The organism is Ruegeria sp. AN11, from assembly GCF_056536005.1.
In genome coordinates this window covers 3,342,023-3,364,474 of record NZ_JBQFJD010000001.1, presented here as the reverse complement: position 1 = coordinate 3,364,474, position 22,452 = coordinate 3,342,023, and the positions used below count along the sequence as shown (strand labels likewise).

The following is a 22,452-nucleotide window of genomic DNA, read 5'->3' as shown; positions in this document are numbered from 1 at the left end:
CGCTACAGCCCGAAACTGCCATAGGGAATGAACCGGACAGGGTCGCCGGGCCGGATATGGCGCGCGCCGTCTTCGATCTCGACCAGTCCCTCGGCCCAGCTGAGGCCGCTGATCCGGCCCGAACCTTCTGACGCGAATACTTCAGCACGACCGTCCCGGACCCGTGCACGCAGATATTCGCGGCGACCAGGTTTCTTGCGTTTTTCAAAGTCGGCGGGCAGATCAAACGCTTGCGGTTCCTGCCAGCCTTCGCCGGCCATCAGCCCCAGGGCGGGGCGCGCAAAGATCAGCGTGCAGACCAGTGCCGCCACCGGATTGCCCGGCAAGCCGAAGACCGGAGTGCCCTTCCACATCCCCAGCGCCAGCGGACGGCCCGGTTTCAGCGCAATACGCCATTCATGCATCGCCCCGGCCTGCCGCAGCAGAGCGGAGACATGATCTTCGTCGCCCGCGGATGCGCCACCACTGGTCAGAATCACATCGGCCCGCTCGGACGCCTCGTCCAGCCGCGTCGCCAACGCGTCACGATCATCGGCCACACGGCCCAGATCAACCGCAGCGAATCCCATCCGGGCTGCCAGAGACAGCAACATCGGGCGGTTGGCATCGAATATCTGCCCGGGTCCGGCGGGCTCTCCGGCTTCGATCAGTTCGTCACCGGTGGACAGAACCGCCACGCGCAGGGTCTTGCGCACCGGAACCTCGGCAATTCCCACTGCTGACAGCAGCGCCAGATCCGGGGGTGTCAGGCGGCGACCTGCGGCCAAAGCCAGATCTCCGGCGGCCACATCCTCGCCTGCCTTTCGGGTATTCGCGCCCTTTTTTAGAGGGCCGTGAAAGGCAATGTGGCCGTCCTGAACGGTCACATCCTCTTCCAGAATGACGGTATCCACACCCGCAGGCAGAGCCGCCCCGGTCAGAACCCGAAGGGCCTGACCGGGGGGAACGGTGCCTTCAAACGGTATACCCGCCGCCGCGCGCCCTTGGATCAGGGGCAGAACCTGTGCGCCTTCTGCAAAAGGCCCTGCAAACCCATAGCCATCTACCGCCGTATTGGGTTGCGGCGGATTGGAGCGTTTCGCGATCTGATCCGCCGCCAGAATACGACCTGTCGCCTGACCCAGTGGCACGGTCTCAGCCCCCTTCACTACCGAAAGCCGGTCCTGCAGCAAGGCCAATGCCTCATCCACCGGGGTCCAGTCCACGCCTGCGGGCAGGGCAAAGCAGTCGTTTTGCAATGGCGGTGGTGTGATATTCGGTTTGTCCTGTGGCACGCCCAAAATCCATCCTTCTTCGGCGGCGCTGACGGTCAGCTGCCGGGTCAGTTCCGCCTCTGGCATCTGCGCCAGAGACTTCGCGACTTGTTCGACCTGCCAGGCGTCCCTGATCCGATCATCGGGTTCCGCCCCCAGCGTCAGTGAGGGCCAGATTTCGACAAAGGCGACCGGTTTGTCCAGCACTTCGAACGGCCAGACGGCCACCTGCCCTGCAAATCGGCGACGCAGGCGGGACAGAACCGGCAGTCCGGTCATCACCTGCCCGCCAACCGCGCCGGATCCGCCCATCTGCCAGCAGGTGAAGCTATCCTTGGCCAGAGCTTCCACCTGACGGCGATCCGGAAAGGGATTGTGATAATCCGCTTTGGTTTTCGGCAGGCCCGGAACATCGCGGGCCAGACCGTTGAACCAGAACGGGCCCCTGCCGCCGAAATCCCGGTTGATCCGGCCGGCGAGATCGAAACGGTTATTGGCCTTCGGCGCGTCTTCGATCCGGTGTTCGAACCACTCCCACAAGCCCAGCGGATCGTCCGCACCGGTCAGTGCGCGGGCAAAGCCCCTAGGATAGCCGAATGGGAAATCGAACCCCAGACACAGGCGCCGACCCGCATTCAGTTCCGTTTCAATCAACCTGGTCAGCCAATCTTCTGCGACCTTACGATTGCGCAAGTATTCAGCCTGACCAGTGGCCCCGTCGCGCACCATACATCCCCAGATCGCATCCTTGCGGGGCGTTGGCCCTGTGTCATTTCCACCAGACCAATCGACCATCGCAAAGGTGTCGAATGTGGTCACAAACCAACCTCTTGCAGGATGAACGCAGCAATGCGCGCAGTGTCGTTTAGGTCAAAGACCGGGCGATCCAGATCCAGTGGCGTGTCGCTGGCCACCGCCCGGATCGTTTCATCCTTTAAAGCGATCAGCGGGTTGCCGGGTTCGGCCCGAAATGCCTCGACCTTGGGGTGGCTTTCACGTTTGTATCCTTCGATCAGGACCAGATCGACCGGTGATAGCCGGGCCAGCAGCGAGTCCAGAGACGGCTCGGGCGCGCCGCGCAGTTCCTGCATCAGGGCGACACGCTGCCCGGACGCCAGCAGAACCTCGGAGGCGCCGGCATCACGGTGACGGTTGCTGTCGGTGCCCGGCTGATCGACGTCAAAGGCATGATGCGCGTGTTTGACGGTTGAAACCGTGAACCCCCGTCCGGTGATCTCGGCCACCAGTCGCTCCATCAACCCGGTCTTGCCCGCGTTTTTCCAGCCGGTGACGCCGTAGACCCTCATGCCTGCTCCAGCAAGGTCTGCGCCCTTTCGAGGTCTTCGGGCGTGTTCACGTTGAAGAACGGATCGAAAGGGTCTACCGGAAACAACGCCTCGCGACCGTCATGTTTATCGGTCCACAAGACGACCTTGCGCAGCCCGTCCTGCAACGCGGCCCGCAGATCGTCGCGCAATGCGACTGGCCACAACCCGAATGTCGGGTGCCGGTTGACCCGCTTTCCACCGCCGGATTTCAGAGCTTCGTCACCCGTGCGCGGGGTCGTCGCCAATACAAGCGGATGCGCCTGTCCTTCAGCCGCCTGCATCAGCCGCGCCACCAGATCGCGGGGAAAGAACGGCGTGTCGGCAGCAGCGGTGACGATGCTATTGGCGCCCTGCTCCGCGGCCCAGTCGAGACCGGCCAGAACACCGGCCAGCGGACCGGCAAAACCTTCGATTGTGTCCGGCAGCACAGGCAGGTTCAGGGCACTGAACCGGGACGGATCGCCATTGGCGTTCAGCGCCAGACCATCGACCTGCGGCGCCAGCCTGTCAATTACCCGGGTTAGCAGGCTTTGCCCGCCCAGTTGCAGCAGGCCCTTGTCGCCTCCGCCCATCCGGGTGGCCAGACCGCCTGCAAGGATCACGCCCTTTGGTTTGGTCATCCTGCGCTTTTCCTGCGATGTTTTTTGTCCTCAACCGCCACGGACGAGGGGTCGATATCCCGAACAAGACGATCCTCGCCGGACAGGCATACGAACCGCTGGCCGCGCATACGACCGATCAGGGTCAACCCGACCTCACGTGCAATTTCAACGCCCCATGCCGTGAATCCCGATCGCGAAGCCAGAACCGGAATGCCCATCATCGCGGTCTTGATCACCATCTCGGACGTCAGGCGGCCCGTGGTGTAGAGGATCTTGTCACCAGCCTCCTCCCTGGTCGAAAGCATCCAGCCAGCGATCTTGTCGACGGCGTTGTGGCGACCCACATCTTCCATATAGACCAGCGGGCGGTTTTCCCGGCACAGGACGGTGCCGTGAATCGCCCCGGCCTGAAGATACAGCGACGGGGTACGGTTGATCCGGGCCGCAAGTTCATAAAGCCATGAGGTGCGGACAGAAACCTGCGGCAGGCGAACATCCTCAAGCCCGTCCATCATGTCGCCAAAGACGGTACCGACCGCGCAACCGCTGGTGCGGGTCTTTTTCTTCAGCTTGTCCTCGTACGAGGTCTGGCGCGCTGTGCGAACAACCACGGTTTCCAGATCGTCGTCATAATCGACGCCGGTGATCTCATCATCCGCCAGCAGCATCCCCTGATTGCGCAGAAAACCCAGCGCCAGATATTCGGGGTAGTCGCCGATGGTCATCGCCGTCACGATCTCCTGCGCATTGAGGAAAATCGTCAGCGGGCGCTCCTCGACCACCGAGATCTGGCTGACCTCGCCGTTCTGGTCCACACCTTCCACCGCGCGGGTCAGGCGGGCCGCGCCGGGATCAGGCGCGATGATGTAGTCCGACAGGTCCGTGTGCGTGGCCAATTGCAACCCTTTCCCAAGACCGCTAGTTGTGCTGGCGACACCATAGGATCTAGCCATGGCAGACACCACATCCAAGTCTTACTTCTGGAAGGGTTTTCGGGACGGCACGCCGTTTATCTTCGTGGCCATCCCCTTTGGCACGCTGTTTGGTGTTTTCGCGACAGAGGCCGGGCTGGATATCGTTCAGACCATCGCGTTTTCCGCAACGGTGTTTGCAGGTGCCGCGCAGTTCACCGCCCTGCAACTGTTGCAGGACAACACGCCCACGGCGATTGTGTTGATCTCGGCGCTTGCGGTGAACCTGCGGGTGGCGATGTATTCCGCCTCGCTGACACCTTATCTTGGGGCCGCCCCGTTGTGGCAAAGGGCCATTGCGGCTTACCTGACGGTCGATCAATCCTATGCCTGCGGGATCGTCCAGTTTGAAAAAGAACCGAAGATGACCGTGTCACAAAGGATGGCCTATTTCTTTGGCTCGGTCACACCGATCACCCCGCTTTGGATATTCGCCACCTATCTCGGGGCGGTGCTGGGCGCTCAAATCCCGGAAAGCTGGGCGCTGGATTTCGCCCTGCCGATCACGTTTCTGGCCATGATCGGACCAATGATGCGGACGCTGGCGCATGTGATTGCGGCGCTGGTTGCGATCATTGTCGCCCTGCTGGCCGTTTCGGTGCCATTCAATCTGGGCCTGCTGATCGCGGGCGCGGCGGGCATGATGGCGGGCGCGCAGGCCGAACTGATGCTGGAACGCAGGCTGGAGCGGAAAGAGACATGACCCAGATTGACCCGACAACCATGTGGATCATCATCGTCGGCCTGGCCGTCGGCAGCTTTGCCCTGCGTTTTACCTTTATCGGCCTCGTCGGAGACCGCCCCATGCCGCCGTGGCTGCTGCGTCATCTGCGGTACACGGCGGTGGCGATCATTCCGGCGCTGATCGCACCACTTGTTGTCTGGCCCGCCGCAACCGAAGGTCAGCCGGACCTGCCCCGCATGGCTGCCGCCGTGGTGGCGCTGTCGGTCGGTTTGGTCACCAAGAACGTTCTGGCGGCAATCTTTTCGGGCGCCGCCACGCTGTACGGGTTGCTCTACCTACTGGGTTGAGGTCGCGTCCAGTTGATTGAGGCGCGCGTTGTTCGCAGCCAGACCCTTTTGCAGGTCCGCGTCGTCGTATTCACGGTATTCTTCTGTCACCACGCCCGGAATCTGGGCGAACTGTTCCGACAGTTTGACCGGGTAGAATGTGACGTCGATCTGTTCGAACCCCGGCACTTGCCTCAGGATACTGGCCGTCGAATGGGCGCAATACGCGCTGGCCACCGGGCCGGACTGCTTGGCCAGTTGATAGGCGATCTCGGCCTGTTGCGGCGTGACCTCGATGGTCTGGATGCGCGCAAAATGCGTCTCGCGCGCGTGCGAGCTGCGATAGGCGCGTTCTACGGCGGGCGTGATGCCGTAAAGGACATCATCCTTGTTCGGAACCACATCCGCGCGGAACGATCCCGCAGGGTCAAAGATCACCCGCTCGCTGGCGCTGATCATCAGCGACGTATGCGCGCCCGATCCGGTCCGGGTGTTGATCATCGTATAAAGCGTCAGCGTCGACGGGCCGGGGTCACGGTAGGACCGTGCAGCGACCTCGGCCAGGTCTGCCTGCGGACGATTCGATCCGGTGCAGCCAGCCACGGTCACTGCCAGCAGGCAGGCGACAATTATTCTGAGCACGGTTCGCCCCGTTCAGATCAAGACGCGAAAACCGCCAGGAACAATCCCAGGAAAGCAATGGCCACACAGCACCAGACTGTGGCTTTGACGAACCCTTCGAAGGTTTTGGTTTGAACTGTGATGTCCATCTCGCCGTGCTTGTGTTCGGCCATGTCGGAAGACTCCTGAATTCGCGTGTTTGGGCTTTGGATAAAGGAAAACGAAAGCGCTGTCACCACGTCATTCGCGCGCAGGTGACTGTGACCCGAATACCGAACAGCCCGGAAAACCAAAGCCCCATCGCCATGGCAGGCCGGAACAGGGGCCGCCACCAAATCGCACCGCCATATACATGGCATCCGCGGTGACCGAATGGGCGGTTCGGACCTGTTCGGGTGTCACCCCGTAACGATCCGCGTATTCTTCGGCATGCGCATCGCCGTGTTGTTCGACACAGGCGTGCAGTGCATCGTCCGCCGACAGGCGGGCGTCATAGCTGTCTTCGGCCCGCGTTGCGCCGCCGGCGTTGTGATAGGCGCTGTCATGGGTAACGCAGCAATATTCCCACGGAGGGTTGTTTTCATAGCGTGCGGCGAAGCTTGGGATGATGTCAGCCACCAATCGCCAGCTGGCCGACAGCCCGCCCGAGCAGCCATCGGTTTCAAATGGCGTCACTTCGGCCCCGGCCGATTGTGTCATCAGGGCCTGATGGCCGGGCATCTCGATGCCGCGCATCAGATCTTGCGCGGCGGTGGATGTGCCAAGGGCGATCAGGATAAGCGCCGTTTTAAGGGCTCGCATCGCGCATCGCCTCTGTTTCCACGGTCATCCCGAACTCGGTGGCCAACCACAGCAGCAAACGTTCAGCCGGACCCATCTCGGCTCGGACGCGCAGAACCTCGCGGGCCATGGCAGGCCGGTCGGTGATCAGACCATCGACGCCCATCGACGCCAAAGCCGACATCTGCAACGGATCGTTCACCGTCCACACATACAAATCCTTGCCGGCAGCATGGACAGACCGGACCAGCCCGGGTGTCGCCATCGCCGCGTTCACCGCCAGAAAATCGCCATCCAACCCCGACAGATTGCCGACTGCGGTCGCAGCCAGTACACCGGCGCGCCAGTCCGGGCGCAGGGCCTTCATCTTCTGCACCGCCGGATATTTCAAGGACATTGTGGCGATATCGTCCTGCATCCCCATTTCTTCGACAGTTGTGGCAACCCGGTTTTCCAGATCGACGTCATGGCCGTAATATTTCAGTTCGATGATCACCTTCGACCGGCCTTTTGCGGCTTCCAGCACCTCACGCAGGGTCGGCGTGCGTTCCGAGGCGTATTCGGGTCCGAACCAACTGCCGATATCGATGTCCGCGACGTCGTCCATTGTGGCATCCCAGACCTTGAGGTTGACGCCCGCCAGTTTCATGAAATCGCTGTCATGGGCGACGATGACCTCACCATCGGCCGTTTCCTGCACGTCGATCTCAACCCAGTCCGCGCCATCCTCGATGGCCTTAAGAACGGCCGCCATGGTGTTTTCGGGCCGCAAGGCCGCGGCCCCGCGGTGGCCGATGACATCCGCGTGGTCGAGGGCCTGCACCTGTTCAAGCAGCCGCTGCCCGAACCAGCCACCGGCCAGCACTGCAAGGACGGCAGCCCCCAAAACACCAAATAGCGGCAACCTCAAGTTGCCCGGTTCGGGGTGGGGGATGTCTGACGTTTTTGCCTCGAAGAAACCGTCCAGTAGCACCGCCAAAGCGCCCAGCGCGACGGCCGCCAGAACAAGACCGGCCAGCGACCAGAGCGCGGCGATGACCAGTGTGTAGGTCAGTGCCAGTTGCAGACGACCACCCGGTTGCAGGGGTACGAGATCGAACAGAAACCCGGCCACAGCCGCAATTCCGGCTGCGATCACGATGCGTATGCCCAGCCACTGCGCCAGTTCGATCTTTAGGCGTCCGCGTTTGCCCTCCATCCGCCCGGTGCTGGTTTCAAACGCTTCTGCCGGATTGCAGCTTTCAAACAGAACCAGATGCAGCGACAGGGCCCAGGCCGACAGCCTGCGGATCAAAACCCAGGCCAATGCCAGAACGATTAACCCGATCAGAACGACCGCCACCCAGAACGAGGGTGGCTGGAAGGTCAGGTAATAGTTGATGTCGTATTCCGTCAGTGTCCACCACGCGACAACGGCGGCAATGGCTGCAAAGGGCAGAACCAGCAGCAACACGCGCAGGACAAACCGGACCGCAAAGCCGAACAAAGCGGGCAGTCGGGACAGGATCAGTTGGATGGCGGAGCTGCCGGCGCGCCAGGGATCGGCCTCGCCCATGCGCAGAGAACCCGCCATGACGGAGAAGACAAACACTTCGGCCAGCAGAAACAGGCTGAGCGCAAGGATCGCCGCGATAAAGCCCACCGGGGACAGGATGAACCCGGCAATGGCCTGATCGGTCAGGGCACTTTGATTGGACAGGGATACCGCCAGTTGCACGGCTATCGCCACGCCCGGCGCAATCAGCGCCACCAGCAAAAGTCGCACCGCAACATAGATCGGTACGAACACCCGACGGCGCGCCCAAGCCCCCCGCCAGGCCTCTGTAACGGTTGAGAAATGTGTCACGCGGCGCTCTCCTGAATGATACGCTCATTCAAGGCTGCGATTGCGTGAATTGCAAGCGGGACTGTCAGCTTTCTTCCAGATCCGCAGCCAGCCGAAAACCGATGCGGTTGGCAGGCTTGTCCTCGACCGATTTGGGCAGCGCGCGCAGCATCACGTTCAACTGGCTGACATGCTGTACCAGTTGGGTGCGCGCACCGGTGGCGTCCGAGCCGAAAAAGGTGATCACGTCAGGGTCGAAATAACCCATCCCCTCGATCCGCATCACCCCGGCATCGCCGCCGGTGAAGCCCATGGCAACCTCCTGATCGCCGTCCAGCGTCTTTTCAAAATTCTGGATATACAGGATCAGGCGTTCATAGGCCCACTGGGCCGGGCTTTTGGTTTCGACCGGCTTTTTCAGGCGGCCGGGAAGATCCTTGTTGCCCGATTGCGCACTGGAGTTGGCGTGGACCTCGTAACAGCGTGGCAATGCGGCGGATTCTGCGGCCTCGGCCGAGGTTTCGATCTGATCCTGCATGGCTTACCCTTTGCGCTGAAACTCCCACGCCCCGTCCGCGCGGCGCGACCGGGTTACAGCATCAATGTGGTAGAGATGGTTCAGATGTGCAACCGCCTCGACCAGCGCGAGACCGTATTCACCTTCGCCAATCGGACGCTTGAACAGGGGGGCAAAGCACTCGGCGGCAGCTTTGGGCTGGTCCAGATGATCCAGCAGCCGCCGGAGCGCGCCGTGATGATTGTCGACCAGTTGCCGCATGCGAACCGGCAATCCGGTGAAGGGCAGCTTGTGCCCGGCCAACACCAGATGATCGGGACGCGCCAGCGCCGACAGCCGCTCGCAGGCTTCCAGCCACTCGGCCACCGGATCCGCCATGGGTTCGGTGACATAGACACCCAGATTGGGGCTGATCGAGCTGATGATCTGATCGCCGGACAGGACAAGATTGTCATCGCGGCTCCAGAACGTGGCGTGTTCGGGCGCGTGGCCATTGCCCACGTGAACGTCCCAGTCACGCCCGCCCATGCGGATCACGTCGCCCTGTTTGATCCGGGTATAGCCCAGCGGCATCGGATAGACGGTGTCGGCAAAGTTGAAGGGCCGGTCCGACATACGCTTTGCCAGAATTTCATGCGCCATGCCCGCGCTGCGGTAGTAGTCCAGCGTTTCCTGCGGCCAGGTTTCCTGCACGTCCAGCGTCAGCATCCGCGAAAACAGCCATGCGGTGCGGCTGGCCACCAATTCAGCGCCGTGTTCGGTCTGGAACCACCCTGCATTGCCAACATGGTCGGGGTGATGATGCGTAACGACAACACGGGTCACCGGCTTGCCCGCCAATGGCCCGTCCATCAGCGTTTGCCAGATGCCACGCGACTTTCTGGACGAAATACCGGTGTCGATCACCGTCCACCCGTCGCCATCATCCAGCGCATAGACATTGACGTGATCAAGCGCCATGGGCAGCGGCAGGCGCAGCCAAAGGACGCCTTCGGCAATCTCGATCGCCTCATCGGGGGCCGGAGGTTCAGGCCAGGGGTAGTGCGTCGTCAATCGTTGCTCACCATCCTTCATGCCAGCAGCTCGTCCACGTTGAGCGCGAAGATATCGTCCGCACCGTTTTGCGCCTGTGCCAGCAGGCCCGCATATTCGGGCAACAAAGCGTTGATGTAGAACCGCGCCAGCTTGAACCGCGGCCCATCGGGTTCCGCCAGAGCTGCCGCAAGATGGTAATGCGCGCCCAGAACCCGCGCAAAGGCTTGCAGATACGGGACGGCCCCGGCAAAGCGGTTGTTCATTTCCGACTGGGAAACCAGCCATTCAGTGGCCTCACGCAGGCTTTCGGTGGCTTCCCAGACCGGGCCGGCCAGTTCCGGCATGGTGGCCCGCGCCTGTTCTGCGTGATCTTCGATTTCATCCAGCAGCCGCGCCGCAGCCTCACCCCCATCCATCATTTTGCGGGCGACCAGATCCATCGCCTGAATGCCATTGGTGCCTTCGTAAATCGCGGTCACGCGAACGTCACGGTAATATTGGGCCGCACCGGTTTCCTCGATAAAACCCATGCCGCCGTGAACCTGCACGCCGGTTTCGGCGACACGCATGCCGGTCTGGGTGCCAAAAGCCTTGCCAATTGGCGTCAGCAGCGCCGCGCGGGCCGACCAGTCCGCATCGCCGGTCGCGTTGGCCATGTCGATGGCCACTGCATTGGCCAGCAGGATGGCCCGTGCCGCGAACACATCCGCGCGCATTTCCATCAGCATGCGGCGCACATCAGCATGGTCGATAATCGTACCCGAGGGCGTCTTGCCCTGCTTGCGCTCAAGCGCGTAGGCCAGCGCATGCTGATAGGCGCCTTCCGCAACGCCGACGCCTTGCCCGCCAACACCCAGACGGGCATTGTTCATCATCGTAAACATCGCGGCCATGCCGCCATGTTCCTTGCCAACCAGCCAGCCCCTGGCTCCGTCATATTGCATGACGCAGGTCGGTGAGCCGTGCAGGCCCATCTTGTGCTCAAGCGACACAACCTTCAGATCATTCGCCACGCCCGGATTGCCGTTCTCATCCGGGATTAACTTGGGCACCAGAAACAGGGAAATTCCCTTCGTCCCGGGAACGCCGTCCGGCAGGCGCGCCAGCACCAGGTGGCAGACGTTTTTCGCGAAATCGTTGTCGCCCCACGAGATGAAGATCTTCTGACCCGTCACCGCGTAGGTGCCATCCCCGTTCGGTTCCGCCTTTGAGGCCAGGCCACCCACGTCCGACCCCGCCTGCGCCTCGGTCAGGTTCATCGTGCCGGACCATTCGCCCGACATCAGTTTGGGCAGATAAAGCTCTTTCAGCTCGGCACTGGCGTGATGCTCCAGCGCCTCGATCTGGCCCTGGCTCATCAGCGGGGCCAGTTGCAGCGAAAGGCAGGCCGCGCTCATCATCTCGTTCACTGCGCTGGTCAAGGTCATCGGCAGGCCCATGCCGCCATATTCAGGATCGCCGCTTATCCCGATCCAGCCCCCTTCGGATATCGCCTTCCAGCCATCGGCATACCCCGGAGACGAGCGCAGAACCCCGTTTTCCAGCCGCGCCGGTTCCAGATCACCGGGGCGTTGCAGCGGGGCCATCACTTCTTCGCACATCCTGCCTGCTTCGGTCAGAATGGCGCTGACCACATCCGTACTGGCCTCTGAAAACATCTCGGTGGCTGCGATCTGGTCAAAGTCGATCACGTTGCGGAACAGGAATTCATAATCTGGGACTGGGGCGCGATACGTCATGGCTTCCCTCGGGGCTGTCAGTTCGGTTTGCGCAGGCGGGCTTGGAATCATCCGCGCACGGCACTATGCATCTGGGCTCGAAGGCATTACCTACTCTTCCCCATGTTACAAGCAATCAAAACGCGGCGTCACCAGTCATGATCCCCCACGGCACACTCGACCTGAGCGCAGATCCGGCCGGCATCTCACGCGCTGCGGACCTGCTGCGGCAGGGTCTTCTGGTCGCGTTTGCGACCGAGACGGTCTATGGCCTGGGCGGTGATGCCCGTAATGGCGAAGCGGTCGCCGGGATTTATGAAGCAAAGGGGCGGCCCAGCTTCAATCCGCTGATCGCGCATGTCGCATCCGTTCAGGCAGCGCAGCGGTTCGTCCGCTGGTCCGATCAGGCCGAGCGACTGGCCGCCGCGTTCTGGCCCGGGCCTTTGACGCTGGTCCTGCCGCTGCGCGACGGACATGGCATTTCATCGCTGGTCACAGCCGGGCTGGACACGCTGGCCGTCCGGGTGCCTGCGCATCCCAGCGCGCGGGCATTGCTGGCCGAATTCGATGGTCCGGTGGCCGCGCCATCCGCCAACCCGTCAGGACAGATCAGCCCGACCACCGCCGAGCATGTGCGCGCCGGTCTGGGTGGGCGTATCGCAGCCATTCTGGATGACGGCCCCTGCGGTGTCGGGCTGGAATCGTCCATCGTCGGCCTGGCCGGAGAACCGGCGCTGCTGCGTCCGGGCGGCGTGGCGCTGGAACAGATCGAGGATGTTCTGAACACGCGACTGCATCATCACCAGCCCGGGGACCTTTTGACGGCGCCGGGACAATTACAGTCTCATTATGCTCCGGACGCGCCGGTTCGGCTGAATGCGCTGTCCCGACAGGGCGATGAAGTCCTGCTGGGCTTTGGGCCGGTCGACTGCGATTTGAACTTGTCGGCTGATGGTGTTCTGACCGAAGCTGCGGCCAACCTGTTTTCTGCCCTTCATGCGCTGAACACAACAGGTCGCCCGATTGCGGTCTCGCCGATCCCCGACCATGGCCTTGGGGCGGCAATCAACGACCGGCTGCGCCGCGCGGCGGCCCCGCGCGACAGCTGATCAGGCGCGTCCTGCGCTGGCCGACAAGGTCAGGGGATCAACGCCAAGGGTTGCCAGCGCGGCCTCCCACTTTTCGTCATCAGCGACATCGAACACCAGTTTCGAGGTTGCATCGGTCGTCAGCCAGCCATTCATGGCAATCTCATCCTCAAGCTGGCCCGGGCCCCATCCGGAGTATCCCAGCGTCAGCATCGAGTTCAAAGGCCCCCGGCCCGAAGCCAGATCTTCCAGCACGTCCAGCGTAGCCGTCATGCTGAAATCGGTCGAAATCTGCATCGAGTGGAGGTTAGCTTCGTAATCGGCACTGTGCAGGACGAAGCCGCGCGACATCTCGACCGGACCGCCGAAATGGACCAGACGCTCACCTATGACGGGAATGTTGCAGGCAATATTGAGCTGCCCCAGCAATGTCTTGATGCGTAGGTCCGACGGTTTGTTGACAATCAGCCCCATGGCGCCGTCTTCACCATGGCTGCAGATATAGACAACCGAGTGGTCAAAGCGCGGATCGCCCATTCCCGGCATCGCAATCAACAGTTTTCCGGTAAGATCCATAAGCCGCCGTTTCTGACTGAGTCCTGTCTCAACAATGAACCCGTGGGACCACAATTGGCAAGGGATCGTCCGACATTTAGCGGTATTTCACCCCAGTGACCGGAACGTGACTTGGAATCGCGCGCCAGAGCGCGCATTTATGTAGTATGCGATCACTTCTCAGACCCGCCGCAGTTGCGCTGACCGCCTGTTTTGCCCTTGCCTCGCCTGCCCTGTCGCAGAGCGTGGGCAAACCTGTGCAACTGGATATTCTGGATGGCGGGCGCACTGCCAACGGTACCTATCTGGGTGCGTTGCGCCTGACCCTGAAAGACGGGTGGAAAACTTACTGGCGCGCGCCGGGCGATGCGGGCATCCCGCCACAGTTCGACTGGAAAGGGTCGCGCAACGTTGGCGACATTTCGATCACCTGGCCTGCGCCGGATGTTTTTGACCAGAACGGATTGCGCTCGATCGGGTATCAGGATCAGCTGGTTCTGCCGGTCGAAATCACGCCAAAGAACCCTGCCAAGCCAGTGCGTCTGCGCGGTGAGATGGATCTGGGCGTGTGCAAGGATGTCTGCATCCCCGAGCGGCTGGGTTTCGATCATACTCTGGACAAGAACGCAGGACGCAACCCGGCCATTGCCGCCGCATTGGCACAACGCCCCTATTCCGCCAACGAGGCCCGTGTTGCCAGCGCCAAATGCCACCTGGCGCCCACAAAAGATGGCATGCAAATCGAGGCGCGCATCACCATGCCGTCGGCCGGAGGGACCGAGGTCGCCGTGATCGAGCCGGGCAATCCGGCGTTGTGGGCCGCGCATCCCGAAACCCGGCGGCAGGGCGACACGCTGATCGCCCGGACCGAGGTGGTCAATGCATCGGGCAGTCCCTTTGCGCTGGACCGGTCAGCCGTCAGGATCACAGTGCTGGGCAGCAGCCACGCGGTTGACATTCAGGGATGCAGCGCGGGCTGATCCGGTGATGCAATACCCAAAAATCGGCGCTCTGGCCATTGTTGTGCATCAGGATCGGGTGTTGCTGGTTCAGCGCTCCAAGCAACCGGATGCCGGGCTTTGGGGATTTCCCGGCGGTCATGTCGAATGGGGTGAGACCGTGATGCAGGCCGCGCAGCGCGAGCTGCACGAAGAAACATCGGTGATGGCTGAACCTCTGCAGTATCTGGACAATCTGGATCTGCTGCGTCGTGATCCTAACGGGCAGGTTCTGTCGCATTACCTGCTGGTCGGCGTATCCTGCCGATATCAGGCCGGCGATCCGGTTGCCGGCGATGACGCGATGGACGCGCGCTGGTTTCCCATCGATCAGATCACGCGCGGCGAATTGAATATGAGCGCTCGTGTCGCCGACCTGCTGGAGACCGCATTGGACGGGGTCAAGCCCCGATCCGGCCTCTAAGCCGCGCGTAAATCAGACCGGATAGCGCGACGCTCAGCACCAGGATCAGCGCTGCGCCGGCAGCGAACACACCCAGTCCCATACGCAGAACCGCAGAACCATCTTCGCCGGGGTAATAGTCGGCCAGAGCGGTCAGCGGCGTGCCCGCGACAGCGGGCCACACCATCGTCACCGCAAACCAGGCCAGCAATGCCAGACCGGTTATGACAATCATCCCTTGCACCACCCTATCCGGCGCGCGCAGGGCGCGACGCATTGAGGTCATCGGACGTGTCACGTCATTCAGGATGGCCAGCAGCGCGGGTACCAGCAACAGAACCAGAAGCATTCCGAACCCAAGACCGTAGACCAGCGTGATCACTGTGGGCTTGAGGAACTGCGCTTGCTGCGAGCCTTCGTACAGCAGCGGTGTGAGACCCAGAACCGTGGTCAAAGTGGTCAGCATCACCGGCCGCAACCTGTCGGCTGTGCCTTCGACAATGGACGGAATCAACCCCCTGTCCTGTTGATAGGCGTCGATGGTCGTCACCAGCACGATGGAGTCGTTGATGATTATCCCTGTCATCCCCAGCAGGCCCACGACCGTGAACATGCTAAGCGGTACAGCCCAGATGTAGTGGCCCCAGATGGCACCCACGAGGCCAAATGGAATGATCGCCATGACTAACAACGGCCGCGTCCAGCTCGCAAAGACCCAGGCCAGAACCAGATAAATGCCCGTCAGGCATAGGATCAGGCCGGTGCGCGCCTGCGACAGAAAATCGTCCTCCTGCTCACTCAGCCCCGACATGCGCCATTCGACCTGCCGCTCGGAGGCGATTTTGGGCAGGATTTCCTGACTGAGTGCGCGTTCAATTTCAGCGGCGCGATCGGGGTCATCTTCGGAGATGTCGCCATTTACCGAGACCACCCGCAAGCCATTCTCGCGCCGGATCGTGGAAAAGCCTGACTTTCGCTGGACCGAAACGATATCGGCCAGCGGTACGTATATCCCTTCGGGCGACCGCATCAGTGTGCGTTCCAGAAAATCGGCCGTCAGTTCGCTTTCGGGCAATTCAACCCGTATTTCGGCGCTGCGCGGACCATCCGGGAAGGTTGCGGCCTCGATGCCGTTCAGGCGGCTGCGCAGAACCCGGCCCAGCGTTTCGATCCGGAATCCCAGGGCCTGACCCTGTGCTGTGAGTTCCAGGATGAAGTCTTCCTTGTCATAGGCCAGATCGTCCTGCAGCGCGGAAACCTCGGGGTATTTCGACAGTTCGGTCTGCAAATCCTCGGACGCCGATTTGAGCGTGTCGATCTCAGCCCCATAAAACTGAACATCGATCGCATCGCCGCCCGGGCCGGACCGCCAGCCGCGAAACGTGACAAGCTCAACCTTGGGATGGCGCGGAACATATTCCTGCAATTCTCCGACAAACTCGAAACTGGAATAGGGGCGCTGATCGGCATCGATCAGTTCGATGGAAATACCCCCCAGCAGCGACCCGTCCTTGCCGTCTGCCGCCGCAAGCCCATAGCCCGGCGTGTCGCCGATCTGGGCCAGCGCATATTCGATGGGATTGCGCCCATGGCGCTCCGCATAGATCTGACCCATCTCTTCGGCGGCCTGCTGCAACATGCGCATCATTTCCAGCGTGTCATCCCGCGTCGCCCCTTCGCGCATGATGAAGCTGCCTGTGACCGAACCACGCTCGGGCGCGTTGAAAAAGCGCCAGTTCACATCGCCACGGATAAACAGCGCGACCTGACTGGCCAGAATCACCACCATCACCGCGACAACCACATAGCGGGCCCAGACCACCCAGGCGATCAGCGGTCGGAACAGGTGGTCACGCACCCAGCGAAAACCCTTGTTCACCACCCGGTTGGGCAGGTCATACCAGTGTTCCTTGGCAGAGTGTTTTATGGCGTGGGCCATATGGTTCGGCAGGATCAGGAAACACTCGATCAGTGAGGCGATCAGGACGGCAATCACGGTAAACGGGACATCGCGGATCAACACGCCAAAGCGCCCACCAACCAGGGTCAGGCCAAAAAAGGCGATAACCGTCGTGACTGTCGCAGCAAAGACGGGCATCGCCATGCGCCGGGCGGCCCGTTCGGCTGCAACCATCGGTGCCTCGCCCAATCGCCGTGCACGGAAATCGGCATGTTCACCGACCACGATGGCATCATCGACCACAATACCCAGTGTGATGATCAGGCCGAACAGTGAAACCATGTTGATGGACAGCCCGCCGATATACATGAACGCGATCGCGGCGGACATGGCGACGGGAATACCGGCTGCAACCCAGAACGCAATACGCGCATTGAGAAAGAGAAACAGCAGGCAGACCACAAGACCCAGGCCGAGCAGACCATTGTCGACAAGAATGTTCAGCCTGTCGGTGATGGCCTGCGCCCGGGTCCGGATCAGTTCGATCGTGACACCATCGGGCAGACTGGCTTGCATCTCGGCGACGACATCCTCGACCCGATGCTGGATGTCGATCGCATCCCCAAGATTCGAGCGATCGACGCGGATCGACATGGCCGGGTCGTCATCGACGAAATAGCTGCGATGACGGGTGACGCCTTCGACGAAAATCCGCGCCACATCGCTGACCACCAGCTTTGATCCGTTCTCGAACGTGCGTAGGGCGATGCCTTCGATTTCCTCGGGCGTCCGTTTTTCAACACCGGTTTTGATGCGCGCGTTGGCCCCGGTCACTTCGCCCGCAGGGCTGGCATTGACTTCGGCCGCAATGGCCGAGGCGATCTCGGACAGGGTGATGTCATTGGCAATCAGCTGCGCGGTTGGCACCTCGACCACCACACGCGGCGCAGCTATGCCGCGGATCGATGTGCGGGTCACACCGGCTGCGAACAGGCGGCTGATCAGCTCATCGGTGAAGTTCGCAAGCTGTTCGGTCCCGACCGGTCCGGTCAGTACAACGTCCGTGACGCGGTCCCGCCAGGCGCCGCGCCGGATAATGGGCTCGTCAGCGTCGTCCGGCAGATCGGTCACAGCGTCAACGGCGGTGCGCACCTCCTCGACGGCCCTGGCCATGTCCCAGTCCGGTTCGAACTCCATCCGGATGCGCGAATGTCCGGGATGCGAACTGGATTCGGTGCTGGTCACGCCCTCGACAGCCAGCAGGGCCGGTTCCAGAACCCTGACGATGGCACTGTCCATATCCTCGGGGCCGGCCTGATCCCAATTGACGGTGACGTCCACCCGTTCCAGCACCACATCGGGAAAGAACTGCGCCCGCATGTTCGGAATCGCAGCGGCGCCCAGAACCAACATCACCAGCAGCAAAAGATTGGCCACGGTCCGGTGCCGGATGAAGTAGCTCAGGATACCGCCTGCTGCACCGGGGATTTCGCGCATCATGACGCTTATCCCCCTGTCGGGCTTTCAAGACGGCGCACCAGCGATGCAGGCACTTTCGCCTCGCTCAACTGGCCCAGCACGCGGGCCTTGGCGTCCTGCGACATGCCTGCACTGGCTTCGACCTGAGCCACAAACTGCGCGCGTTGTTCATCCGACAACTCGACCATATCCGTGTCCGATTGCGCCCGGGCTTCGGCCCGCAAGGGGCGCACACGTACGCCTGCGCCCAGCAACGGGGTGCGTCCGATCACCACCTCGCGCCCTTCCAGCCCCTGCCCGCGCAACAGCACCTCATCGCCCTGTCGGCGAATCAATTGCACAGGCAGCGCCTCAAGCCGGTCGCCATCACCCAGCACCAATACGGTGCCAAACGCATCAAGGGCCGTCGACGGCAGGCGAACAACATTCTCGACGGGTTGTTCCTCGACAGAGACCGTTACGAAGTCACCGGGTTTGAAACCAAACGCATCATTCAGGCGGGCATAGATCAACCGGCCCGTCTGCCCTTCCCCCGCCGATCCGCTGTCGCGGCTGATCCGGCCAAGGGCGACCAGGTCGGTGCCGGTCACTTCCAGCGACACGGAAACGGGGGCTTTGATCAGCTCGCCCCGCGCGTCCAGCAGGCGCACATACTGTGCGGTCGACACCCGAAACGCCACTTCCAGCGCGTCCGGATCGACCAGTTCGGCCAGTTTTTCATTGGCCGTCACCAATCGGCCCTCGACCAGTGTGACATCGGTCAGCGTGCCGCCAAACCGGGCGCGAATCGTCATGTCGTCCAGATCCCGCTCGGCCGCTTCCAAGGCGATCCGCGCGCGGGCCAGCAACGTGGTGGCCTGATCGACACGGGATTCGGCCTGCGCCAGTGCGATCCGCCGGGCCAGAACCGATTGCTGAGCCGACGCTGCGGCCAGTTCAGCCTCTTCCACGCTGGCGGCGGCACCGACGCCACGGCTTTGCAGATCCTTCTGGCGCTGCAGGGCGCGTCCGCGCAACTCGGCCTGAGCTTCGGCCGAGTTCAACTCGTCCTGCGCCAGCAGCAGCGACCGCTCGGCATCGCGCTCTTCGAACTGGGCATCCAACAGATCGGATTTGGCACGGTCCAGCGCCGATTGCGCATCGGCGGGGTCCAGTTCAACCAGTACCTCGCCAGCGGACACAACGCCGCCATCTTCGAATTCCTCGGCCAGGGATACAACCCGCCCGCCCAGAGCCGCGCGCAACTCAAGCCTGCGGCGGCTTTGCACTTCGCCAAACGCATCCAGATAGGGGATTACCGTTTCCACCAGCGCGGGTTTGACGCTGACCGCAAATACCCTCTCCTGCGCTGGCGGGCGGTTTTCGTCCCGGGTCAGCACATCCTGCAGCGCATTTGCGATCATCTGTGCAGCCACAAACAACAGGGCCAGCGTCAGGGACGCCAGAAAGACACCGACAAGGCTTTGCCTCAGAAATCGCATCAATCATTCACCCAAGTTGCAACAGGCTGCCATACGCGAAATGTAGCTGGACCGGAAAATAAGCCAAGCCACAAGGCGGTTATAAGGACTTGAACGTATGACCAGTCTACTTCCGTCGCAGATGTTCGTCCAATCGGGGCATTATTTCCACAAAATTGCAGGGGCGATGCCGATAATCGAACTGTTTTTCCAAAATCCCGTCCCAGGCGTCCTTGCACGCGCTGGGACTACCGGGGAGGGCAAACAGATAGGTCCCGCCCGCCACGCCGCCTGTCGCGCGCGACTGAACAGCCGAAGTGCCTATCTTTTCCATCGAGATGATGGTGAAGACGGTTCCAAACGCCTCGATTTCCTTTTCATAGACGTCGCGATGCGCCTCCACCGTGACATCACGCCCCGTCAGGCCAGTTCCTCCGGTCGACAGGACAACGTCAATATCGGGCTCGGCGATCCAGGCCCGCAGCTGATCTGCGATCTGGCTGCGCTCATCCGGCAGGATTTTGCGGTCGGCAAGTGTGTGGCCGGCCCGTTCAATCCGGTCGACCAGGGTCTGGCCGGAACGGTCTTCCTCGATCGAGCGCGTATCTGACACGGTCAGAACGGCGATACGAACCGGGATGAACTCCATGGTTTCATCAATGCGTGACATTTGGCGTCAGGCCCTTTCCATGATGGCAAGTCGGATCGCCAGAGCGGTGAAGATGCCGCCACTGACCCAGCCCAGAATTCTGGACGCGCGGGGGCTGTTGATCAGCATTTGACCCGCGCCCCCGGCAAACACGCCCACCAGCCCGTTGATAACGAACCCGCCGATGGAAATGATCGCCCCGAAGATCAGGAATTGCAGCAGAACGGACCCCGAGGCGGGGTTTACGAATTGCGGAATAAAGGCAAGGACAAACAGAATGACCTTCGGGTTGGTCAGGTTGACCAGAAACCCGTCGCGAAAGGCATAGCGTGTCGGTTTTACCGGACCTTCGGCCGAAATCGCGCCGTGCCGTATCGCACCCCATGCCAGATACAGCAGATAGGCGACACCCAGCCAGCGGATCGCGTCGAACACCCACGGAACAGCGGCAACAACCGCGCCCAATCCCAGTCCGACCAGCGAAACATGGATCATCGAGCCCATCGAAATTCCGGCGCTGGCGGCAATCGCGGGTTTTGTGCCGGATCGCAGCCCCTGCCCGAAACAGAACATCATATCCGCACCCGGCGTGAGGTTCAGTGCGATGGCCGCAGGCACAAAGGCCAGCAGCGTCACGGTCTCGATCATGCGCGGACCTCGAACCAGTTGACTTGCGGACCGAGATTGGCGACCTGCGACCGGCCGATCGAACCGCGATACCCCCAGCTGTCATGGATATGGCCACCAAGCACCAACGCGGGCTGAATCCGTTCAATTGCATTCCGGATGGCCGTAGACCCGACTGAAAGCCCCTGAGACGTCTTATCGCCGTATCCTTTCGGCGGTGAATGCGCGATCAGGATGTCAGTCCCGACGCATCGCGCAAGCATTTCTGTCGCATCGCCTTCGGTCATGTCACAGGACCAGTCGCCAAAAGGCGTAACCGGCACGCCGTAGCCCAGACCGAACAGCCGCAGCCCGTCGACGGTCATACCGGACCCGTGCAGCACATGCACCCCGTCGGGGACGGCATCTGCCAGCTCTTCCGCGCTTTCGGCATTGCCCGGCACCAGAACCATCGGTGCAGCGATACCGGACAGCATGGCCATCGCTTCGTCCAGACCCTGACGCATGTTGCAGTAATCCCCGGCCCCGATCACCAGATCGGCCTCTGCACTGGCCGCAACCAGATCGACGGCGCGGTTGCGCGCCATATGCAGGTCCGAGAACGCCAGTATTTTCATCGCTTCGCCTCCAGCCACGCCCTGAGTTCCAGCAGATCGGCCCAGGCCTGCCGCTTCATCTGCGGCTGCCGCAGCAGATAGGCAGGGTGAAACATTGGTATGACCGGCAGATCCAGCGCCTGTTCCCAATTCCCGCGCAGCCGCGTGATGCCGCGTTTTCCCAGCACGGCCTGACAGCTGATATTGCCCATCACCACAAGAACCTCAGGGTTTGCCAATGCGATATGACGCTGCAGAAACGGGTTCATCATGCCGATTTCCTCGGGCTTCGGATCACGGTTCTGCGGCGGGCGCCATGGCAGGACGTTCGTGATATAGACATTCTCGGCCCGGTTCAGATCAATGGCGGCCAGCATCCGGTCCAGCAATTGCCCGGCGCGACCCACGAACGGCTTGCCTTCGCGATCCTCATCCCGGCCCGGGGCCTCGCCTATGATCATCACCCGCGCGCCGGGGGTGCCATCCGCAAACACCAGCTGCCGTGCGCCCCGCTTCAGGTCGCACAGATCGAACGCATCCATCGTTGCGCGCAATTCCGGCAGCGACCCTGCCCCGCGCGCGGCCTTTTCGGCAGCCGCAATTGGGTCCGCCTGTCGCGGCTTTTCTTGCGACGAATGTTCAACAACCTGTGTCCGGGCCTTCGGCGCGGTATCCGGCAAGGCATAGCGGTCAACCGGCGCGTCACCGATAGCGTCGGTGACGCCCAGTTCAACCTGCCATTCCAGCAGCGCGCGCGCGGTATGATGGTCCATTGCCGATTCCATGCCTCATAATCTAACCAGCTTTGGCCCGAGGGAAAGCGAATAGACCTTGCCATGGCACCCGGTCGCACCGACGATGGCCATGCACATGCTGATTGCTCTGAGATATCTCCTGCTCCTGCTGCTGTTCAACGTCTTTGGCAGCGGACCGGCCATGGCGACCTTTCACGACAAGCACGGGCAGTGCCGCGCAGGGCAGTTCCAATGCGGCAGCACCTGCTGCAGCGGAGGACAGCGGTGCAGCTTTGACGGCC

At 61.9% G+C, this 22,452-nt stretch carries 23 protein-coding genes; 5 read left to right on the top strand and 18 right to left on the bottom strand.

Going from position 1 to position 22,452, the window contains the following annotated elements:
* Window positions 1-2 precede the first annotated feature (2 nt).
* The 4 genes from ACR3EQ_RS16700 to ACR3EQ_RS16685 are packed head-to-tail and all read right to left on the bottom strand — an operon-like array spanning window position 3 to window position 4,136.
* Window positions 3-2,072 (bottom strand): molybdenum cofactor synthesis domain-containing protein, encoded by a 2,070-nt coding sequence (locus ACR3EQ_RS16700; RefSeq protein ID WP_480491281.1) that lies wholly within the window; start codon window positions 2,070-2,072, stop codon window positions 3-5.
* A complete protein-coding gene (gene mobB, locus ACR3EQ_RS16695; protein ID WP_480491280.1) occupies window positions 2,069-2,560 on the bottom strand; it encodes a molybdopterin-guanine dinucleotide biosynthesis protein B in 492 nt (163 codons plus the stop codon). Before mobB ends, ACR3EQ_RS16700 begins: the two co-directional genes overlap by 4 nt.
* The gene (mobA, locus tag ACR3EQ_RS16690; protein WP_480491279.1) at window positions 2,557-3,201 is read right to left on the bottom strand and encodes a molybdenum cofactor guanylyltransferase MobA; all 645 of its coding nucleotides are present in this window, start codon (window positions 3,199-3,201) and stop codon (window positions 2,557-2,559) included. The genes mobB and mobA overlap by 4 nt, the downstream gene beginning before the upstream one ends.
* Window positions 3,198-4,136: a formate dehydrogenase accessory sulfurtransferase FdhD gene (locus tag ACR3EQ_RS16685; protein ID WP_480491277.1), complete on the bottom strand. Its 939-nt coding sequence runs from the start codon at window positions 4,134-4,136 to the stop codon at window positions 3,198-3,200. Before ACR3EQ_RS16685 ends, mobA begins: the two co-directional genes overlap by 4 nt.
* Here ACR3EQ_RS16685 and ACR3EQ_RS16680 point away from each other — a divergent pair.
* Window positions 4,135-4,857, top strand: a complete 723-nt coding sequence (locus ACR3EQ_RS16680) for an AzlC family ABC transporter permease (RefSeq protein WP_170807388.1) — start codon at window positions 4,135-4,137, stop codon at window positions 4,855-4,857. The genes ACR3EQ_RS16685 and ACR3EQ_RS16680 overlap by 2 nt on opposite strands.
* Entirely contained in the window at window positions 4,854-5,186 is a 333-nt protein-coding gene (locus tag ACR3EQ_RS16675) for an AzlD domain-containing protein (protein WP_170614363.1), read from the top strand. Before ACR3EQ_RS16680 ends, ACR3EQ_RS16675 begins: the two co-directional genes overlap by 4 nt.
* On the opposite strand, the gene ACR3EQ_RS16670 is transcribed toward ACR3EQ_RS16675, so the two are convergent.
* From ACR3EQ_RS16670 to ACR3EQ_RS16640, 7 genes are all read right to left on the bottom strand, one after another.
* Window positions 5,175-5,807, bottom strand: coding sequence for a hypothetical protein (locus ACR3EQ_RS16670; RefSeq protein WP_480491275.1), 633 nt, complete (start codon window positions 5,805-5,807; stop codon window positions 5,175-5,177). The two genes, ACR3EQ_RS16675 and ACR3EQ_RS16670, sit on opposite strands and share 12 nt — an antisense overlap.
* Window positions 5,808-5,824: 17 nt before the next feature.
* Window positions 5,825-5,959 (bottom strand): aa3-type cytochrome c oxidase subunit IV, encoded by a 135-nt coding sequence (locus tag ACR3EQ_RS16665; protein ID WP_170614361.1) that lies wholly within the window; start codon window positions 5,957-5,959, stop codon window positions 5,825-5,827.
* A 67-nt stretch (window positions 5,960-6,026) separates the two neighbouring features.
* Window positions 6,027-6,587 (bottom strand): hypothetical protein, encoded by a 561-nt coding sequence (locus ACR3EQ_RS16660; protein WP_170816942.1) that lies wholly within the window; start codon window positions 6,585-6,587, stop codon window positions 6,027-6,029.
* Window positions 6,574-8,412, bottom strand: coding sequence for a glycerophosphodiester phosphodiesterase (locus ACR3EQ_RS16655; RefSeq protein WP_480491272.1), 1,839 nt, complete (start codon window positions 8,410-8,412; stop codon window positions 6,574-6,576). Before ACR3EQ_RS16655 ends, ACR3EQ_RS16660 begins: the two co-directional genes overlap by 14 nt.
* 64 nt (window positions 8,413-8,476) lie before the next feature.
* On the bottom strand, window positions 8,477-8,929 hold the full coding sequence (locus ACR3EQ_RS16650) for a DUF6173 family protein (RefSeq protein WP_170614358.1): 453 nt from the start codon (window positions 8,927-8,929) through the stop codon (window positions 8,477-8,479).
* 3 nt (window positions 8,930-8,932) lie between these two features.
* Window positions 8,933-9,982, bottom strand: coding sequence for an MBL fold metallo-hydrolase (locus tag ACR3EQ_RS16645; RefSeq protein ID WP_170614357.1), 1,050 nt, complete (start codon window positions 9,980-9,982; stop codon window positions 8,933-8,935).
* Window positions 9,979-11,682, bottom strand: coding sequence for an acyl-CoA dehydrogenase family protein (locus ACR3EQ_RS16640; protein ID WP_480491270.1), 1,704 nt, complete (start codon window positions 11,680-11,682; stop codon window positions 9,979-9,981). Before ACR3EQ_RS16640 ends, ACR3EQ_RS16645 begins: the two co-directional genes overlap by 4 nt.
* 137 nt (window positions 11,683-11,819) lie before the next feature.
* Between ACR3EQ_RS16640 and ACR3EQ_RS16635 the strand changes: the two genes are divergently transcribed.
* Window positions 11,820-12,770: an L-threonylcarbamoyladenylate synthase gene (locus ACR3EQ_RS16635; protein WP_480491268.1), complete on the top strand. Its 951-nt coding sequence runs from the start codon at window positions 11,820-11,822 to the stop codon at window positions 12,768-12,770.
* On the opposite strand, the gene ACR3EQ_RS16630 is transcribed toward ACR3EQ_RS16635, so the two are convergent.
* Window positions 12,771-13,325 carry a YqgE/AlgH family protein gene (locus ACR3EQ_RS16630; RefSeq protein ID WP_170679624.1) on the bottom strand — a complete coding sequence of 185 codons (555 nt, stop codon included), beginning with the start codon at window positions 13,323-13,325 and terminating at the stop codon, window positions 12,771-12,773.
* Window positions 13,326-13,471: 146 nt separating this feature from the next.
* Between ACR3EQ_RS16630 and ACR3EQ_RS16625 the strand changes: the two genes are divergently transcribed.
* Together ACR3EQ_RS16625 and ACR3EQ_RS16620 are read left to right on the top strand one after the other, a co-directional pair.
* Window positions 13,472-14,284, top strand: a complete 813-nt coding sequence (locus ACR3EQ_RS16625; protein WP_170614353.1) for a protein-disulfide reductase DsbD domain-containing protein — start codon at window positions 13,472-13,474, stop codon at window positions 14,282-14,284.
* Window positions 14,256-14,726 carry an NUDIX hydrolase gene (locus ACR3EQ_RS16620; RefSeq protein ID WP_480491267.1) on the top strand — a complete coding sequence of 157 codons (471 nt, stop codon included), beginning with the start codon at window positions 14,256-14,258 and terminating at the stop codon, window positions 14,724-14,726. The genes ACR3EQ_RS16625 and ACR3EQ_RS16620 overlap by 29 nt, the downstream gene beginning before the upstream one ends.
* Here the strand turns inward: ACR3EQ_RS16620 and ACR3EQ_RS16615 are convergent.
* The 6 genes from ACR3EQ_RS16615 to ACR3EQ_RS16590 all read right to left on the bottom strand — a co-directional run bounded on the left by ACR3EQ_RS16615 (window position 14,704) and on the right by ACR3EQ_RS16590 (window position 22,201).
* Window positions 14,704-18,105, bottom strand: a complete 3,402-nt coding sequence (locus ACR3EQ_RS16615) for an efflux RND transporter permease subunit (protein WP_170614352.1) — start codon at window positions 18,103-18,105, stop codon at window positions 14,704-14,706. The two genes, ACR3EQ_RS16620 and ACR3EQ_RS16615, sit on opposite strands and share 23 nt — an antisense overlap.
* 5 nt (window positions 18,106-18,110) lie before the next feature.
* Window positions 18,111-19,565 (bottom strand): RND family efflux transporter, encoded by a 1,455-nt coding sequence (locus ACR3EQ_RS16610; RefSeq protein WP_170614351.1) that lies wholly within the window; start codon window positions 19,563-19,565, stop codon window positions 18,111-18,113.
* Between the two features lie 106 nt (window positions 19,566-19,671).
* Entirely contained in the window at window positions 19,672-20,214 is a 543-nt protein-coding gene (gene moaB / locus ACR3EQ_RS16605) for a molybdenum cofactor biosynthesis protein B (RefSeq protein WP_170614350.1), read from the bottom strand.
* A 6-nt stretch (window positions 20,215-20,220) separates the two neighbouring features.
* Entirely contained in the window at window positions 20,221-20,841 is a 621-nt protein-coding gene (locus ACR3EQ_RS16600) for a LysE family translocator (protein WP_170816945.1), read from the bottom strand.
* Complete coding sequence (locus ACR3EQ_RS16595; RefSeq protein ID WP_170614348.1) at window positions 20,838-21,437, bottom strand: metallophosphoesterase; 600 nt, start codon at window positions 21,435-21,437, stop codon at window positions 20,838-20,840. Before ACR3EQ_RS16595 ends, ACR3EQ_RS16600 begins: the two co-directional genes overlap by 4 nt.
* Window positions 21,434-22,201, bottom strand: a complete 768-nt coding sequence (locus ACR3EQ_RS16590) for a uracil-DNA glycosylase (RefSeq protein ID WP_170614347.1) — start codon at window positions 22,199-22,201, stop codon at window positions 21,434-21,436. Before ACR3EQ_RS16590 ends, ACR3EQ_RS16595 begins: the two co-directional genes overlap by 4 nt.
* Window positions 22,202-22,452: the final 251 nt, after the last annotated feature.

Bases quoted from the DNA above. Each gene is read 5' to 3' on its own strand.
- mobB (WP_480491280.1), bottom strand. From the start codon at position 2,560: ATGAGGGTCTACGGCGTCACCGGCTGGAAAAACGCGGGCAAGACCGGG.
- mobA (WP_480491279.1), bottom strand. From the start codon at position 3,201: ATGACCAAACCAAAGGGCGTGATCCTTGCAGGCGGTCTGGCCACCCGG.
- ACR3EQ_RS16680 (WP_170807388.1), top strand. From the start codon at position 4,135: ATGGCAGACACCACATCCAAGTCTTACTTCTGGAAGGGTTTTCGGGAC.
- ACR3EQ_RS16685 (WP_480491277.1), bottom strand. From the start codon at position 4,136: ATGGCTAGATCCTATGGTGTCGCCAGCACAACTAGCGGTCTTGGGAAA.
- ACR3EQ_RS16675 (WP_170614363.1), top strand. From the start codon at position 4,854: ATGACCCAGATTGACCCGACAACCATGTGGATCATCATCGTCGGCCTG.
- ACR3EQ_RS16665 (WP_170614361.1), bottom strand. From the start codon at position 5,959: ATGGCCGAACACAAGCACGGCGAGATGGACATCACAGTTCAAACCAAA.
- ACR3EQ_RS16660 (WP_170816942.1), bottom strand. From the start codon at position 6,587: ATGCGAGCCCTTAAAACGGCGCTTATCCTGATCGCCCTTGGCACATCC.
- ACR3EQ_RS16650 (WP_170614358.1), bottom strand. From the start codon at position 8,929: ATGCAGGATCAGATCGAAACCTCGGCCGAGGCCGCAGAATCCGCCGCA.
- ACR3EQ_RS16645 (WP_170614357.1), bottom strand. From the start codon at position 9,982: ATGAAGGATGGTGAGCAACGATTGACGACGCACTACCCCTGGCCTGAA.
- ACR3EQ_RS16640 (WP_480491270.1), bottom strand. From the start codon at position 11,682: ATGACGTATCGCGCCCCAGTCCCAGATTATGAATTCCTGTTCCGCAAC.
- ACR3EQ_RS16635 (WP_480491268.1), top strand. From the start codon at position 11,820: ATGATCCCCCACGGCACACTCGACCTGAGCGCAGATCCGGCCGGCATC.
- ACR3EQ_RS16630 (WP_170679624.1), bottom strand. From the start codon at position 13,325: ATGGATCTTACCGGAAAACTGTTGATTGCGATGCCGGGAATGGGCGAT.
- ACR3EQ_RS16625 (WP_170614353.1), top strand. From the start codon at position 13,472: ATGCGATCACTTCTCAGACCCGCCGCAGTTGCGCTGACCGCCTGTTTT.
- ACR3EQ_RS16615 (WP_170614352.1), bottom strand. From the start codon at position 18,105: ATGATGCGCGAAATCCCCGGTGCAGCAGGCGGTATCCTGAGCTACTTC.
- ACR3EQ_RS16610 (WP_170614351.1), bottom strand. From the start codon at position 19,565: ATGCGATTTCTGAGGCAAAGCCTTGTCGGTGTCTTTCTGGCGTCCCTG.
- moaB (WP_170614350.1), bottom strand. From the start codon at position 20,214: ATGTCACGCATTGATGAAACCATGGAGTTCATCCCGGTTCGTATCGCC.
- ACR3EQ_RS16600 (WP_170816945.1), bottom strand. From the start codon at position 20,841: ATGATCGAGACCGTGACGCTGCTGGCCTTTGTGCCTGCGGCCATCGCA.
- ACR3EQ_RS16595 (WP_170614348.1), bottom strand. From the start codon at position 21,437: ATGAAAATACTGGCGTTCTCGGACCTGCATATGGCGCGCAACCGCGCC.
- ACR3EQ_RS16590 (WP_170614347.1), bottom strand. From the start codon at position 22,201: ATGGAATCGGCAATGGACCATCATACCGCGCGCGCGCTGCTGGAATGG.